The organism is Streptomyces sp. NPDC044033, from assembly GCF_056434425.1.
In genome coordinates, this window is record NZ_JBWKFF010000019.1 from 158392 (window position 1) to 174516 (window position 16125).

At 71.6% G+C, this 16125-nt stretch carries 12 protein-coding genes and 1 pseudogene; 5 read left to right on the forward strand and 8 right to left on the reverse strand.

From position 1 onward, the window contains the following. Positions 1-8: 8 nt before the first annotated feature. Complete coding sequence (locus tag AC07AB_RS29745) at positions 9-1325, reverse strand: geranylgeranyl reductase family protein (protein WP_478573150.1); 1317 nt, start codon at positions 1323-1325, stop codon at positions 9-11. A gap of 172 nt (positions 1326-1497) precedes the next feature. Here AC07AB_RS29745 and AC07AB_RS29750 point away from each other — a divergent pair, with 172 nt between their 5' ends. Next, on the forward strand, positions 1498-2883 hold the full coding sequence (locus AC07AB_RS29750) for a M20/M25/M40 family metallo-hydrolase (RefSeq protein ID WP_478573153.1): 1386 nt from the start codon (positions 1498-1500) through the stop codon (positions 2881-2883). 168 nt (positions 2884-3051) lie between these two features. Here the strand turns inward: AC07AB_RS29750 and AC07AB_RS29755 are convergent, their stop codons facing one another. Further along, positions 3052-4161 carry an NUDIX domain-containing protein gene (locus tag AC07AB_RS29755; RefSeq protein ID WP_478573156.1) on the reverse strand — a complete coding sequence of 370 codons (1110 nt, stop codon included), beginning with the start codon at positions 4159-4161 and terminating at the stop codon, positions 3052-3054. 174 nt (positions 4162-4335) lie between these two features. Further along, positions 4336-5001: an ATP-binding protein gene (locus AC07AB_RS29760; RefSeq protein WP_478573158.1), complete on the reverse strand. Its 666-nt coding sequence runs from the start codon at positions 4999-5001 to the stop codon at positions 4336-4338. A gap of 156 nt (positions 5002-5157) precedes the next feature. Between AC07AB_RS29760 and AC07AB_RS29765 the strand changes: the two genes are divergently transcribed. Further along, on the forward strand, positions 5158-5625 hold the full coding sequence (locus AC07AB_RS29765; RefSeq protein ID WP_478573160.1) for a hypothetical protein: 468 nt from the start codon (positions 5158-5160) through the stop codon (positions 5623-5625). Positions 5626-5647: 22 nt separating this feature from the next. On the opposite strand, the gene AC07AB_RS29770 is transcribed toward AC07AB_RS29765, so the two are convergent. The 3 genes from AC07AB_RS29770 to AC07AB_RS29780 are packed head-to-tail and all read right to left on the reverse strand — an operon-like array spanning position 5648 to position 8715. Further along, a complete protein-coding gene (locus AC07AB_RS29770) occupies positions 5648-6532 on the reverse strand; it encodes a carbohydrate ABC transporter permease (protein WP_478573163.1) in 885 nt (294 codons plus the stop codon). After that, the gene (locus AC07AB_RS29775; RefSeq protein WP_478573166.1) at positions 6529-7440 is read right to left on the reverse strand and encodes a carbohydrate ABC transporter permease; all 912 of its coding nucleotides are present in this window, start codon (positions 7438-7440) and stop codon (positions 6529-6531) included. The genes AC07AB_RS29770 and AC07AB_RS29775 overlap by 4 nt, the downstream gene beginning before the upstream one ends. A 12-nt stretch (positions 7441-7452) precedes the next feature. Continuing rightward, entirely contained in the window at positions 7453-8715 is a 1263-nt protein-coding gene (locus AC07AB_RS29780) for an ABC transporter substrate-binding protein (protein ID WP_478573187.1), read from the reverse strand. Positions 8716-8982: 267 nt separating this feature from the next. Between AC07AB_RS29780 and AC07AB_RS29785 the strand changes: the two are divergent. After that, positions 8983-10233, forward strand: a pseudogene (locus AC07AB_RS29785) (glycoside hydrolase family 27 protein); the annotation flags it as partial. An 88-nt stretch (positions 10234-10321) separates the two neighbouring features. Here AC07AB_RS29785 and AC07AB_RS29790 read toward each other — a convergent pair. After that, the gene (locus tag AC07AB_RS29790) at positions 10322-11293 is read right to left on the reverse strand and encodes an ROK family protein (RefSeq protein WP_478573169.1); all 972 of its coding nucleotides are present in this window, start codon (positions 11291-11293) and stop codon (positions 10322-10324) included. A gap of 186 nt (positions 11294-11479) precedes the next feature. Between AC07AB_RS29790 and AC07AB_RS29795 the strand changes: the two genes are divergently transcribed. Both AC07AB_RS29795 and AC07AB_RS29800 read left to right on the forward strand, forming a co-directional pair. Next, on the forward strand, positions 11480-12466 hold the full coding sequence (locus AC07AB_RS29795) for a LacI family DNA-binding transcriptional regulator (protein WP_478573190.1): 987 nt from the start codon (positions 11480-11482) through the stop codon (positions 12464-12466). Positions 12467-12699: 233 nt separating this feature from the next. Further along, entirely contained in the window at positions 12700-14535 is a 1836-nt protein-coding gene (locus AC07AB_RS29800; RefSeq protein ID WP_478573192.1) for a hypothetical protein, read from the forward strand. 19 nt (positions 14536-14554) lie between these two features. On the opposite strand, the gene AC07AB_RS29805 is transcribed toward AC07AB_RS29800, so the two are convergent. Then, positions 14555-15838: a DUF6986 family protein gene (locus AC07AB_RS29805; protein ID WP_478573172.1), complete on the reverse strand. Its 1284-nt coding sequence runs from the start codon at positions 15836-15838 to the stop codon at positions 14555-14557. Positions 15839-16125 lie beyond the last annotated feature (287 nt).

The window sequence follows — 16125 nt, forward strand, 5'->3', positions numbered from 1 at the left end:
CCGCGCCCCTACCCCGCCTGCGTCCCCGGCTGATTCTCCGTCCGGCCCTCCGGCTGCTCCTCCGCCTGGCCCTGGCCCTGCGCCCGGCTCCCGCCCCGGCTCCCCGTCTGCGACCGGTCCATCGCGGTGAGCGCCCGGCGGGCCATCGGGTGGGTCCGTACGAGCTCGGCGAGCGTCGTCGTCCCCCGGGTGATCTTCGCGAAGGCCTGCCAGGCGGGCCGGAAGCTCGTAACGGCCGCGTGCATGACGCCGGGGCGGCGCTCGAAGGCGGCCAGCATCCGCCGGCCCACCCCCATCTCCACGCCGAGCCCGGCCTTGATCGCGAAGGCGTAGTTGAGCGCCTGGCGGCGCGCGTCGACCGCGTCCTGCGCCTCGGAGATGCGGACCGCCCACTCCCCCGCGAGCCGCCCCGAACGCAGCGCGAAGGAGATGCCCTCCCGCGTCCACGGTTCCAGCAGCCCGGCCGCGTCGCCGCAGACGATCACCCGGCCGCGGGACAGCGGCGAGTCATCGGAACGGCAGCGGGTCAGGTGTCCGGAGGAGACGCTCGGCTCGAAACCCGCGAGGCCGAGCCGGGCGATGAAGTCCTCCAGGTAGCGCTTGGTGCCCGCGCCCTCGCCGCGCGCCGAGATCACCCCGACGGTCAGGGTGTCCCCCTTGGGGAAGACCCAGCCGTAGCTGCCGGGGATCGGGCCCCAGTCGATGTGCGCCCGGCCCGCCCAGTCCTCCGCCACCGTCGCCGGTACCGGGATCTCCGCCTCCAGTCCGAGGTCGACCTGGTCGAGCTTGACGCCGACGTGCGCCCCTATCCTGCTCGCGCTGCCGTCCGCGCCGATCACCGCGCGCGCCAGCACGATCTCGCCGTTCGCGAGCACGACGGCGACGGTGCGCCGGTCGGGCACCGACGAGCCGTGCTGCTCGACGCGCGAGACGGTCGCGCCCGTACGCACCTGGGCGCCCGCCTCCTTGGCGGTCTCCACCAAGGAGGCGTCGAACTCCGGCCGGTTGATGAGCCCGAAGAGCATCTGCTTGGAGCGGCGGGTGCGCGAGAGTTTGCCGTTGAGGGAGAAGGTGACGGCGTGCACGCGGTCCCGCAGCGGCAGCTCGAAACCGGGGGGCAGGGAGTCGCGGGACGGTCCGATGATGCCGCCGCCGCAGGTCTTGTAGCGGGGCAGCTCGGATTTCTCCAGCAGCAGCACCCTGCGGCCGGCGACGGCCGCGGCATAGGCGGCCGAGGCCCCGGCGGGCCCCGCACCCACCACCACGACGTCCCACACCGACTCGTCGGTCGCTCCGCTGTCCTGGGCTGCGTTGTCGCTGCTCACCTGTGCTTCTACTCCCGCTCGCTGCCTGGCTCCGGCTGTCGCCCGCATCCTACGGCCCGCCGTACGGCGATCCCCCTGTGGGAAGATCGAACCCCCGAATCGTCCGTACGCACGAACCCCGTATACGGACACCCACGTATGGACATAACGTCGCGCCCACAAGGAGCGTTCCATGGAGCTCGCCTCGACCCCGCCGACCGCCCACCCCGCGCTCGCCCGGACCGTCGCCTCCCTTCAGCCGCGGGCCAAGGCCGAGCTGGCCGAACTGGTGGCCTTCAAGTCGGTCGCCGATCCGGACCAGTTCCCCCGGAGCGAGTGCGAGGCCGCCGCGGGCTGGGTGGCCGAGGCGCTGCGCACCGAGGGGTTCCAGGACGTCGCCCTGCTCGACACCCCGGACGGCACGCAGTCGGTCTACGGCTTTCTGCCCGGCCCCGAGGGGGCGCCGACCGTGCTCCTGTACGCCCACTACGACGTGCAGCCGCCGCTGGACGAGGCCGCCTGGCTCTCGCCGCCGTTCGAGCTGACCGAGCGCGACGGCCGCTGGTACGGGCGTGGCGCCGCGGACTGCAAGGGCGGGCTGATCATGCATCTGACGGCGCTGCGCGCGCTCAAGGAGCACGGCGGCGTGCCCGTGAGCGTCAAGGTGATCGCGGAGGGCTCTGAGGAGCAGAGCACGGGCGGCCTGGAGCAGTACGCGCGGGCGCACCCCGAGCTGCTCACCGCCGACACCATCGTCATCGGCGACACCGGGAACTTCCGGGTGGGCCTGCCGACCGTCACCGCGACGCTGCGCGGGATGACCCTCGTCCGCGTCCAGGTCGACACCCTCGAAGGCAATCTGCACTCCGGCCAGTTCGGCGGCGCGGCACCGGACGCGCTCGCGGCGCTGATCCGGATACTCGACTCGCTGCGCGCCGAGGACGGCTCGACGACGGTCGAGGGGCTGCCCGCGGACGCCGCCTGGGAGGGGCTCCAGTACCCGGAGGAGGAGTTCCGCAAGGACGCCAGGGTGCTCGACGGCGTCGGGCTGATCGGCTCCGGCTCGGTCGCCGACCGCGTCTGGGCGCGCCCGGCCGTCACCGTCCTCGGCATCGACTGCCCGCCCGTCGTCGGCGCCACCCCGTCCGTACAGGCCGGCGCGCGGGCGCTGGTGAGCCTGCGGGTGCCGCCGGGCCAGGACGCGGCGGAGGCCACCGGGCTGCTGACCGCCCACCTGCGGTCGGCGGCGCCCTGGGGCGCGCGGGTCGAGGTCGCGCAGATCGGCGAGGGCCAGCCGTTCCGGGCCGACACCGGCAGCCCGGCGTACGTGTCGATGGCCGAGGCGATGCGGGTCGCGTACCCGGACGAGGAGATGCAGACCGCGGGCATGGGCGGTTCGATCCCGCTGTGCAACGCCCTGGCGCAGCTCTACCCCGAGGCGGAGATCCTGCTCATCGGGCTGAGCGAGCCGGAGGCGCAGATCCACGCCGTCAACGAGAGCGTCTCGCCCGAGGAGCTGGAGCGGCTCTCGCTGGCGGAGGCGGTCTTCCTCATCAATTACGCGGACAGCAAGCGCTGACAGGGGCGGGGCGGGCCACCGGGCCCGACCGGCTCTCGCGTTGACCCGACCGGCTCACGCGTTGAGGTGCCGGGGCAGGGCGGTTGGTATCGGCCGCCTCGGGGTGCCGGGCCGGGCGGGCCGCTGGTGTCGTCCGTCTCACGCTCTCGGCCGCCCGCCCCCGCCGCCTCAGCCGACAGGGACGCCCGCTTCGAGATTGAGCGGGCGTCCCTGTTCGCGTGCGCGCAGCGCCCAGCGCAGCCGGGTCTGCCGTACGGGCGGCAGCATCCGCGCGGCCTCGTGCTCGGTGACGAAGCGCCAGCCGCGCAGTTCCGCGCAGGGCAGCAGCAACCGCTCCGCTCTGTCGCGGGGCAGCAGGCCGCCGTCGAAGAGGAGGCGCAGCCCGCCGAAGCCGGGGGCCCGTGGCGGCTCCCAGTCGAGGACGAGCAGCCGGGGGACGGTGGCCAGTTCGAGGCCCAGTTCCTCGGCGACCTCGCGCATGCCGGCGCGGGCGGGCGGCTCTCCCGGTTCCACGATGCCGCCGGGGAACTCCCAGCCGGGCTTGTATGTGGGGTCGACGAGGAGTACGCGGTCGTCCTCGTCGAAGAGCAGCACTCCGGCGGCGGTCGTCTCGGCCTTCGGCTCCGGGGTCTGCACGATCTCGCAACAGCCGGCCGCACCGGTCCGTACGGCTTCGGCTATCCGCTCCGCGGTCTGGCGGGGGGTGAGGGAGCCGGTGTCCAGGACATAGGCGTCGGCGCCGATCCACGGCAGCGCTTCGCGATAGCGCGCGATGTGCTCGGACGCGCATGGGCCGATCCGCGCCTTCTCTGCGTTCTCGGCGTGCGCGGCGTTCTCGGCGTGCGCGGCGTTGTCCGCGCTTGCCGCGTACTCCGTGTTTCCCGTCGATGCCGCCCGGAATTCCGCATGGTTCAGGACACGCGACCGCAGGGCCGTTTCATCGGGTGACAACAGCACATGCCGCACGGGAATGCGGCGAGCCGCGAGCCCGCCGAATATCTCGTCGCGATACTCCTGCCGGAACAGTGCCAACGGAACCACCAATACCCCGCCGACCTCGGCGAGCAGCGCGGCGGCGCCATCGATGACCAGCCGCCGCCAAATGGGCAGGTCTTGATGGTCGACGGCGTCGCCGAGCCGGTGCGGCGGCAGCAGCGCGCGGAGCAGTCCGCCGATCACGCCCGGGTCGTAGAGGGTGCTGCCCGGAATCAGACTCACCAGTTCTCGCGCCGTGCGGGTCTTCTCCGCACTGAGCGGACCGTTCAGCCAGACGATCACGGTGCCCCCTTTTCTGCGTAGCCCCCTGTGAATTGCCCGGAACACCTTGCCACGAAAACGCGTGCGAGCGGCTCTGCGGGTAAAGGGGCGAAGGGGCGGCGCGGGGGCACACGGCTACCGGTCGAGCGCCGATATGTGCGCGGGGGCGCACATCGGGCGACGGCGCGCCGCCGGTTACACCCCGAGCGGTCCGGCGAGTTCGCGCCGGGCGCGCTCTTCGGCCTCGGCCGCGGAACGGCCCCCAACGTCCACGGTCACGACGGACCAGGGCGTCGCCGCCAGGAGCCGCAGCGTCAGTTGCGCCTCGTGGCGCAGGTGGTCGGCGGCGGCCGCCAGGCTGTCCACGGAGCGCGTGCCGGGTGAGCCGGCGAGCCGGCCGACGAACCAGTCCGCCCACTGCGGCCCTTCACGGTCAATCGCGCGCCGCAGTGCCGCGTCGGGGTCGTCGCGCAGGTACACCACGGTCACCCGGGTCGGCTCGACGGCCTCCACCAAGTCGCGTACGACGGCGGAGATCGTCGGCTCGTCGTGGCCCCAGGCGACCAGCGAGGGGACGAAGGGGATCAGCGCGTCCGTCACCAGCACGTCCACGCCGTCCGCCCGGGCCTGCGAGACATATGTCCGGACGGCCTTGACCAGGGTTTCGGGCTGTACGCTGCCGGTTCCTCCGGCGAACTCTTCGGCCACGGCGCCGAAGGCCGGCCGGGTGAGGATGTCCGCCTCCTGGAAGTGGTCAACACTCGCGCCGGTGCCGCGCAGCCAGCGGGCCAGGGCGCCGCACAGGGTCGATTTGCCGACTCCGGGGCTGCTGCCGATCACCGCGATCAGGTGTGCCGTCATAGCGCAAGTCTCACACGGGCACCAATGGGCACGGGAGTTCACCGACGCGCTCCTCGCCGAGCTCGGTCTGGACCGGGCCAAGGCGTACGAGCTCCGGACGGCCCCGTCGAGGAACTGGTCCGGGCGCAGAGCCGGGTCGTCGCCACGGCCGGCGTCATGGCACCGCTGCGCGCCGTGGTCGACGGGAACACCGTCCCCCGGCAGCCTCTGGAAGCGCTCGCGGCCGGCTCGGCGGCCGGCGTGCGAGTGCTGGTGGGCAGCAACCACGACGAACAGGAACTGTTCGACGCCATGCCCGACCGGCTGGTACGGATCGTGGGCAGCGGCCTGATCGGCATCGGCCCCGCCGAGCTGGAGCGCCTGCGCGACGGCTACCGGCGGCTGCATCCGTCGGCCGGTACGGCCGAGTTGGAGCAGATGCTGATCACCGCCGGCAATTGGCGGCTGCCCGCGATCCGGCCGGCCGAGGCCCAGGCCGCGGGCGGCGGCGAGGTGTGGGCGTACCGACTGGACTGGCGGGTGGCCCCGAAGGGCCAGGGCTTGGGCGCTCCACACGGGCTCGACCTGGGTTTCGTCTTCGACCGGGCAGCCGGCCCCACGGCCCCGCTCGGTGCCGCCCCTTGACGTGCCTTTCTCCGCCCCCGCGCTACCCCTTGCTCGCCCCCAGCGTCAGCCCCGCGATGAAGTGCCGCTGGAGCAGCAGGAACACCAGGATCGTCGGCAGCGCGACGATCACCGAGCCCGCCGCGAGCAAGTTGTAGTCGGTGAAGAATTGGCCTCTGAGGTTGTTGAGGGCCGAGGTGACGGGGAGTTTGTCGCCGTTGGAGATGAAGACGAGGGCCCAGAGGAAGTCGTTGTACATCCAGGTGAATTGCAGGGTGCCCAGCGCCGCCAGTGCGGGGCGGCACAGCGGCAGGGTGATGCGCCAGTACTGGGCCCATACCCCGGCGCCGTCGACGATCGCCGCCTCCAGGATCTCCATGGGCAGGGTGCGCATGAAGTTGGCCAGGACGAAGACGCAGAAGCCGAGTTGGAAGCCGATCTGCACGGCGATGACGGCCCAGTAGGAGTCGTACATCGTCAGCGAGTCGGACATCCAGTAGGGCAGCGGGATGCGGTTGAAGAGTACGTACAGCGGGGTGACGATGACCTGCTGCGGCAGCAGGTTGCCCGCGGTGAAGACGATGAGCAGCACGGTCGCGCCGCGCAGTCGCAGCCGGGAGGCGGCGAAGGCGACGAAGGACGCCAGGAAGAGCGTGATCAGTACGCCGGGGACCGCGATGATCAGCGAGTTGGCGAAGTACTTGCTCATCCCCGAGTCGCTGAACGCCTGGCGGTAGTAGTCGAAGGACAGGTGGCGGGGCAGCGAGAAGTAGCCGTGTTCGGCGGTCTCCTCGTACGGGCGGAGCGAGGCGTAGACCGCCAGCAGCAGCGGTGCCAGGAAGGCTGCCGAGACGGTGAGGAGGAAGGCGTGCAGGCCCAGGCGGCCCGGGCGTACGCGGCGGCGGGTGGTGAGGGCGGAGGCGGTCACCGGCGTTTCTCCCCTCTCAGCTCCTGGACGAGATAGGCCACGATGAACCCCATGGAGACGACGAGCAGGACGACGGCGATGGCGGAGCCGAATCCGATGCGGCCGGCCTCGCCGATGATGTTGTCGGTGACGAGCACGGAGAGCAGTTCCAGTCCGTTGCGGCCCTGGTTGACGGCGTAGACGATGTCGAAGGCGCGTAGCGCCTCGATGACGGTGATGACCCCGACGATGACGTTGACCGGGCGGAGGGTGGGCAGCACGACCTGGAAGAACGTCTGGCGCGCGCCGGCGCCGTCGATGGCCGCGGCCTCTTTGAGCGAGGGGTCGACGGACTTCAGCCCGGCGAGGTACAGGATCATCACATAGCCGGTGTGCCGCCAGCCCGCCGCGATCAGGATCATCCAGATGTTGAGGTCCGGGTCGCCGAGCCAGTCCACCGGGTCGCCGCGGGCGAGGACGGCGTTGAGCGCTCCCTGGTCGCGGGAGAGGATCAGCTGGGCGATGAAGCCGACGATGGCGAGCGAGAGCACCACCGGCATGTAGAGGGTGGACTGGTAGAAGCGGCTGAAGCGGACGCCGCGGTCGAGGAGTACGGCCAGCAGCAGCCCGAAGGGGGTGGCGATCAGCCCGAGGAAGGCGAGCCACAGGAGGTTGTTGCGGGCGGCCGGCCAGAACGGCGGGTAGTCGGTGAACAGGTCGTGGTAATTCTGCCCGCCGACCCATTTGATGTCGCCGATCCCGTCCCAGCTGGTGAAGGAGAGGCCGACGGAGGCGAGGGTCGGGCCCCAGATGATGGCCAGATCGAGCAGTACGGGTATGCCCAGCAGCACGCCGATGACGGCGAGGTCGCGGCGGGTGAATCTCCGCTGTCCGCGCCGTCGGGCGCGCCGTGTGGTGGCGGAAGGCACGGCGCATGGCTCCTAGTCGCCGGCGAACATGGTCTTCTTCTGCGACTCGATGGATTTCAGCAGGCCGTCGATGTCGCCGGGATCGTTGATGAAGCGCTGGATGGAGGGGATCATCACGGTCTGTGCGAAGTCGGGCCGGGTGTCGCGGTCCATGAACTGGGAGATCTGCTTGGCGCCGGAGATGAGTTCGGCGGCTTTCTTCTGCAGCGCGTTGTACGAGCCGGTGGACGCCCGGTCGTTGACGGCGACGTTGTTGGGGTCGCTCTTGAGATAGCGCTCCTCGGCGACCGGTGTGGCGAGGTATTTCAGCAGATCCTTCGCGCCCTTCTTGTTTTTGGCCTTCTTCGACATGAGGAAGCCGTCGACGGGCGCCTCCACCGCGTCCTGGCCGTACCGCGAGTCGATCTCCGGGAAGGGGAAGAAGTCGAGGTCGGCGCGGTCGGCCGCGCTGAACTGCTGGCCGGGGTGCGGAAGTCCGAGCACGGTCATCCCGGCCTTCTTCCGCGCGAGGCTCTGGGCGGCCTCCTGCCACGTGCGGCCGTTGGCGCCCTGCTGGTGGTAGGGCAGGATGCCGCGCCAGAGGTCGAATACGTGCTTGACCCTGGGGTCGGTCCAGGATTCCTTGCCGCGCATGAGCGAGAGGTGGAAGTCATAGCCGTTGGCGCGCATGTCGAGGTAGTCGAAGGTGCCCATGGCGGGCCAGCCGTCCTTGTCGCCGAAGGCGATCGGTACGATCCCGTCCTTCCGCATCCGGCGGGCGAGCGCCGTGTACTGGTCGAAGGTCTTCGGCACCTCGTAGCCGTGCTGCTGGAAGACGCTCTTCCGGTAGAACACGGCCCACGGATAGTAGTAGTACGGCACGAAGTACTGTTTGCCGTCCTCGCCGGTGGACTGGTCCTTCAGCGCCTTCGAGAAGCCCTGGAATCCCGGCCAGAGATCACTGATGTCGGTGAGCAGCCCCTTCTTCGCGAAGAACTGCATCCGGTAGCCGGCGAACCACATGAATACGTCGTCCGGGCTGCCTTTGAGATACCGGTTGATGTTCCCCTGAAAGCTGTTGTGGTCAACGGTGTTGACTCTGACCTTCTTCTTCGATGTCTTCTCATATGCGGCGAAGGCTTCCGCGAACGCCTTCTTGGGCACCGGGTCCGAGGCATTGGAGCCCAGGGTGATGCCGCCCCCATCGGGGCCGTTGCCGCAGGCGGTGAGCAGCGCGGGGAGGGCGACAGCTCCGGTGCCGAGCGCGGTGGCCCGTAGCAGCGTCCGGCGGGACATCCGATGTCCCGCGCTCCCGTGCCGCTCGGCCGAACCACTGAACGATGACTGTGCCATGTCCCCCTCCTCAGGGGTTCAATCGAACACAACCGAACGCAAGTCTTGGGATTTCACCGTCAACTCCGGGCACCGTCAAGGGTTTTGACGCGATACCGGACAACCGTTACCGCATCTCTTCCAACAGACTCCAACACGGTCTACCGTAAACGCGCGTTGGTGACACGTACATGACGCCATGTATTCCTCTGGAGGACGGAGTACCGCACCATGCGCCATCTTCTTACCGCTATCACCGGCCGAAGAGTCATCGGATCGCTCGCCGCCGCTCTGCTCTGCACGGCGGGGCCCGCCGGACCGGTCGGGCCGGCTGCCGCCCAGAACGCCGAAACCCCAAGCACCGCCGGGACCCGTTCGCCCCGCCTCCCCGACGGGCTCGCCTCCACACCGCCCATGGGCTTCAACAACTGGAACTCGACGCACTGCGGGCCCGATTTCAACGAGTCGATGGTCAAGTCCATCGCCGACATCTTCGTCGCCAAGGGGCTCAAGGAAGCCGGGTACCAGTACGTCAACCTCGACGACTGCTGGGCGCTCCCGCAGCGGGACGCGGCGGGCAAGCTGGTCCCCGACCCCCAGCGCTTCCCGAACGGCATCAAGGCCGTCGCCGACTACGTCCACTCCAAGGGGCTGAAGTTCGGCATCTACACCAGCGCGGGCCTCAAGACCTGCAACCCGATGGGCCTTCCCGGCGCGCTGTACCACGAGAAGTCCGACGCCCAGCAGTTCGCGGGCTGGGGCGTCGACTACCTCAAGTACGACAACTGCAACAACCTCGGCCTGGACGCCAAGAAGCGCTACACCGCCATGCGCGACGCGCTCAAGGCCACCGGCCGCCCCATCGTCTACGGCCTGTGCGAGTGGGGCGAGAACAAACCCTGGCTGTGGGCCTCGGACGTCGGCCACCTGTGGCGCACGACCGGCGACATCAGGGACCAGTGGAGCAGCATGCTCTCCATCCTCAAGCAGAACCTGCCGCTCGCCCCCTACGCGGGCCCCGGCCACTGGAACGACCCTGACATGCTGGAGGTCGGCAACGGCGGCATGTCCGACACCGAGTACCGCACCCACTTCTCCATGTGGTCGATGATGGCCGCGCCCCTGCTCATCGGCACCGACCTGCGCACGGCGACCCCCGAGACGTACGAGATCGTCGCCAACCGCGACATCATCGCGCTCGACCAGGACCCGCTCGGCAAGCAGGGCACGGTCCTGTCCTCCGACGGCGGGCGCTGGATCGTCGTCAAGCAGCTGAAGGACGGCGACCGCGCCGTCGCCCTCTTCAACGAGACAGACCAGCCCCAGATCATCACGACCACAGCCAAGGCCGTCGGCATGCCCGCGGCCCCCACGTACCGGCTCCGCGACCTGTGGCAGCACAAGCACCACAACACGCATGGGGAGATCAGCGCCACCGTCCCCGCGCACGGCACCGCCATCTACCGGATCTCGACGGAGCGCCACGGGTAGCGGGCCGCATCGTCGGCCGGTCCGCGTGGTCGGGGGACCGGCCCGCGCCCGTAGCCGCCCTACAGCACGAGCCGAGTCCTCACCGCGTGGGCGTCGCCGCCTCGCGCTCCGCGCTCCACAGGCCCAGCGTCTGCGCCGCCGCGGCGGCGGCGCCCACCAGCCCCGCGTCTCCGGCGAGCTGCGCGGGCACGACCTCGATTCCGGCGGCGAAGGAGAGCGTGGCATAGCGGCGCAGCTGCTCTCGCAGGGGGGCGAAGAGCGTCTCGCCCGCGCCCGCGACGCCGCCGCCGATGACCACGACCTCCAGCTCCACGAGCGTCGCGGTCGCGGCGATGCCGGCGGCGAGGGCCTGCGCGGCGCGCTGGAAGGAGGCCAGTGCGAGCGGGTCGCCGAGCCGGGCCGAGGCGGCGACCGCGGCGGCGCTCGTATCGCCGTCCGGGCCGGGCCGCCAGCCGCTCTCGACGGCGCGGCGGGCGATGTGGGGGCCGCTGGCGATGCGCTCCACGCAGCCGTGCGAGCCGCAGGCGCACAGGTCGCCGTCGAGATCGACACTGATGTGGCCGATGTGACCCGCGTTTCCGGTGAGGCCGGTGTGCAGCCGACCGTTCAGCACCAGCCCGCCGCCGACACCGGTGGAGACGACCATGCACAGCGCGTTGGCCCTGCCGCGGGCCGCGCCCTGCCAGTGCTCGGCGGCCGTCATCGCCACCCCGTCGCCCACCAGCACGACGGGGACCGGGCCGGCGCTCCTGGTGACCTCCGCGACCAGCGGGAAGCCGCGCCAGCCGGGCACGTTGACCGGACTGACGGTGCCGTTGGACGCGTCGACGGGGCCCGCGCTGCCGATGCCGACGGCCCGCACCCGCGACCAGCCGCCGGACTCCTTGAGCTCGTCGAGCACCGCGGTCACCGTACGCATCACCGTCGCGCCGTCCTCGCGGGCGGGGGTGGGCCGCTGCGCGCGTACGAGCAGCTGCCCGCCTCCGTCCACCAGGGCGGCCGCTATTTTGGTGCCGCCGATGTCGAGTGCGGCGACGAGGTCGGTGTGCATGGGTGCGATGTCTCCTGGTCCACGGGCGAAGGCGGAGGTTCAGAGCGACAGTCTCTCCACAGTTGACAACGTTGTCCAGGCTCTATGCTCGACGTCACTCCCGTACGTACAGCAGCAACGACAGGACGAGTCACCGTGGCCGACACCCCCCGCAGTCCGCAGCCCCGATACGGCAACCGGCCGACCATGAAGGACGTCGCCGCGCGCGCCGGTGTGGGCCTGAAGACCGTGTCCCGGGTGGTCAACGGCGAGCCGGGCGTGACGCCCGACACCGAGCGGCGCGTCCAGGAGGCCATCACCGGCCTCGGCTTCCGCCGCAACGACAGCGCCCGGATCCTGCGCAAGGGCCGCACGGCCTCCATCGGCCTGGTGCTCGAAGACCTCGCGGACCCCTTCTACGCGCCGCTCAACCGCGCCGTCGAAGAGGTCGCCCGGTCGCACGGCGCGCTGCTCATCAACGGCTCCAGCGCCGAGGACCCCGAGCGCGAGCAGGAGCTCGCGCTCGCCTTCTGCGCGCGCCGGGTCGACGGCCTGCTGATCATCCCGGCCGGCGACGACCACCGGTACCTCGAACCGGAGATGGCGGCCGGGGTCGCGACGGTCTTCGTGGACCGCCCGGCCGGACTGATCGACGCGGACGCCGTGCTCTCCGACAGCATGGGCGGCGCCCGCGAGGGCGTCGCCCACCTCATCGCCCACGGCCACCGCCGGATCGCCTTCGTCGGCGACCAGCCGCGCATCCACACCGCGAGCGAGCGGCTGCGCGGCTACCGCACCGCGATGGCCGACGCGGGGCTGACCGTGGACGAGTCCTGGGTGTCGCTGGGACCGACCGCACCCGAGCACGTACGGGCCGAGGTCGACCGGGTGCTGTCCGGGCCCGAGCCGGTGACCGCCGTGTTCGCGGGGAACAACCGGGTGACGGTGACCGCCGTGCGCGTCCTCGCGGAACGGCCGCACCCCGTGGCGCTGGTCGGGTTCGACGATCTGGAACTGGCCGACCTGCTGGGGATCACGGTGATAGCCCAGGACGCCGCGCGGCTCGGGCGTACGGCCGCCGAGCAGTTGTTCCGCCGGCTGGACGGGGTGGCGGAGGCGCCGCGGCAGGCCGTCCTGCCGACCCGCCTCGTCGCCCGGGGCTCGGGCGAACTCCCGCCGGCGCAGGGCGTGTAGCGCGCTCGCGGCACCGGCCATCGGGCCCGTGACGCGGCCACGCGGCGCACCGCGCCGCCGAGGGTCGCGGCCGGGTGGAGCGGCGACGCGCGGGGGTGGTCCCACGACCGGAGTACCTTCGGCGTCCACAGCGCGCTTTTGGCGCCGGGTTGGGTATCTCTCCCTCACCGGAGCCGAGTTCGGCGCTCCGGCATCAGCTCGGTCACACACCGCCTCACCGACACAGGAGCACCGTGGACGACCGTACGCTCGAAGCGCTCGGCCTCGCCGAGGCGCCCCGTGAACATCCGCTGCTCTATCCCGGCGCCTGGCCCGCCGAGTCCGGGCTGCTGCACCAGCGCCGCCTGCTGCGTCTGCTCCCGGTGGCCGGCCGCCGGCTCGCCAAGTGGCAGGTGCAGCCGCCGCCCGGCGGGTTCCGCGGCACCCCCGGGGTCGAGGAGCCCGTGCCGCTCAACTACGCGCTGATGAGCGCCAACCAGACGCTCGTCGGTGACCGCTTCCCCGTGCTCTCGGTGGGGTCCAACGCCTGTCCGGCGCAGCTGTGCCACAAGATGGAGGGCGCGGGCGTCTCCGCGACGATCCCGATGGCCAAGGTGCGGGTGTCGGGGGTCGGGGTCGGGGTGTCCGCGTATGTGACGCCCTTGGGCTATGTGTCGTCGTCGCCGTACCGGGCCCCGGGCCGCACCATGGACCTGTTCGTGACCTGGCTGGACGTGGCGCAGCTGGAGCTCGTCGACGCGAGCGAGGGGATCTTCGATCCGGACGGCGAGTACGACCGGGTGGTGCTGCCGGGGGATGTGTTCCGCGCGGAGCTGCCGTCGGGTGAGCTGCTGGGCGGCATGTACGCGTACGTGAACCGGTACGGGGTGCTGCACGACGGCTCCGGTGCGCCGCGCGACCACCCGGGCGAGCGGCAGTTGCTGACCGACCTCATCTCGGAGTCACGGCAGTTGCGGGACTGGTTCGGCTCCACTCCGGAGGAGTTCAGCGCGGCGGCCCGCGGGGACCGGCACCTGTGCGAGAAGGGCACCCGGCTCTTCGCGGACGAGGGGCGCGCCACCCGTTCGGGCCTGGAGGAGTATGTGCCGCCGGCCCCGGCGGGCACCGTCTACGACGACATCCACCCGCTGAACGAACTGCCCACCCACCACTATCCGGCGTGCCGGACGCCGAACCTCTTCGATCAGCGCGGCGCCGGGGTCGTGCGCGTCTCCGCGCGACTGGCGCGGGAACTGGGCGATCCGGTCCATCTGATGGTGCAGAACGCGCAGTTGCCGGCGGCCCGGCACGAACGGCTCGGCGCGCTGGCCAATGTGGTGGTCGCCGCCGACATCGCGGCCGACGACACGCGGACGCTCCAGGTCGACCACTCGCTGCGGGTGGGGCTGGGGCTGGAGCCCGGCGAGGCCGTCACGGTCGCGCCGGCGCAGGTGCGGCACGGCAGCAGCCGGTGGACGGGGTTCTTCTTCGGCCCGCCCAACTACGTGGCCTGCCGGGTGCAGGACGGGGACCGGGCGAGCGCCGAGCACGAGGTGTGCCTGCTGGACGAGATGACGCTGGAGCTGCTGGGCGTCACCAGTGGGGACAGCGTCGTGATCGAGGGGTTCCCGGACGGGGACGGCATCGTGCCCACGCTGGAGCTGAAGGCGATCCGTGCCAGCTCGGAGGTGCAGGAGCGGCGGACGCGTCTGCACGGCGGGGACATGACGAGCCGCTATCCGAGCTCCCTGGACGCGCTGGGCACGTTCCCGGATCTGCCGTGGGTCTTCCTGGACCGGCGGCTGTGGTGGGGGCTGGGCCTGGGCGAGCAGTGGCTGGCGACGGTGCGGATCCGCTCCAGCCGCTCGTACCAGCTCAAGAAGGAACTCCGGGAGATGGTGTTCCTGCTGGGGCTTGCCTTCATAGGAGTCGTGACGGTCCTTCAGTCGCTGGTGTGGCAGGCGGCGAGCCTCGGGGTGCTGATCCTGCTGGTGGCCTTCGCCGTGACGGTGCGGATGCGCAGCAGGCTCTCGCAGCGGGCGCGGCTGTTCCGGCACCGCGGCCGGCGGCGTGAGACGCGGCGGGAGTGAGCCGCGGGCCGTCTCCCCGTCAAGGGCGCGGCGCCGGCCGGCCCGCGAGAGCGTCGAGGTCGGCGCGGGTGAGGCCGGTGAGCCGGGCGGCCTCACCGGCGTCGACCGCGCCGCAGTCCAGTCCGCGCAGCAGGTAGCCGCTGAGCGCCCGGGCGGTGGCGGGTTCGTCCATGACGTCGCCGCCCGCGCGGTTCGTGTACGCGACGAGGCGGGCGGCGGCCTGCTCCAGGCCCTCGCGGTAGAAGGCGTAGACGGCGGCGTAGCGGGTGGGCAGGTGGCCCGGGTGCATGTCCCAGCCCTGGTAGTAGCCGCGGGCGAGTGAGCGCCGTACGAGCCGGTGGTGCAGCCGCCAGGCGTCGTGGACCTGTCCGGTGGGGCCGACGGGCAGCACGTTGGTGGAGCCGTCGGACAGCCGGACCCCGGTGCCCGCGGCGGCGGTCTGCATGACGGCCTTGGCGTGGTCGGCGGCCGGGTGGTCCAGGGACTGGTGGGCGGCGCTGATGCCGCAGGCCGCGCTGTAGTCGAAGGTGCCGTAGTGCAGCGCGGTGGCGCGGCCCCCGGCCGCGTCGATCATGCGGGCGACGGTGGCGGTGCCGTCGGCGCCGAGGATGGACTGGGGGGTCTCGATCTGGATCTCGAACCCGATCCGTCCGGCGTCCAGGCCGCGTGCCTTCTCGAACTCCTCGGCCAGCCGCGCCATGGCGGTGACCTGCTCCGGGCGGCTGACCTTGGGGAGGGTCAGCACGAGCCCCGCGGGGAGTCCGCCGGCGTCCATCAGGCCGGTGAGGAAGATGTCGAGGGTGCGGATGCCGCGGTCGCGGACGGCGGCTTCCATGCACTTCATGCGGATGCCCATGTACGGGGCGGCGGTGCCGTCCCGGCAGGCGGCGGCGGTGAGTTCCGCGGCGCGGGCGGCGTCGGCGTCCTCCTCGGCGTCGGGGCGCGGGCCGTAGCCGTCCTCGAAGTCGATGCGCAGGTCCTCGACGGGTTCGCGCTCCAGCTTGGCCCGTACGCGCTCGTGCACGGGTCCGGCGAGCTGTCCGGGGATGCCGAGGACGGCGGCGAGGGACGCGGCGTCGGGGGCGTGTTCGTCGAGCGCCGCGAGGGCCCGGTCGCCCCAGGTGCGGATGGTGCCGGCGGTGAAGGCGTCGGCGGGGACGTAGACGGTGTGGACGGGCTGCCGGGTGCCGGGGTCGCCCGGGTAGCGGCGCGCGAGGTCGGCGTCGACGTCGGCGAGCAGTGCGCCGAGCCCTTCGCGTACGGTCCGATCGAGGCTGGTCGCCGCCGTCTCCCGCTGCCCCATTCGGCACCCTCCCGCAGTCCGCCACCCGAATCAACATTTTGTGGAAGTCCGTGGGGCGAAGCTAACGGCACGGCATGCGCGGGTCAACACCCGCCGTGCGGGCGGAGCCGCCCGGCCGCCCGCGAACAGCCGTGGGGGGGGGGGGGGGGGGGGGGGGAGGAAAGGGGGGGGGGGGGGGGGGGGGGGGGGGGGGGGGCCGGGAGGGGGGGGGGCTTCTCCCCTCCCTCCTTCTTCTGTTTTTTTTTGTGGGGTGTGTGCCCCTCCCCCTCGGTGTTGAATCAGAACCA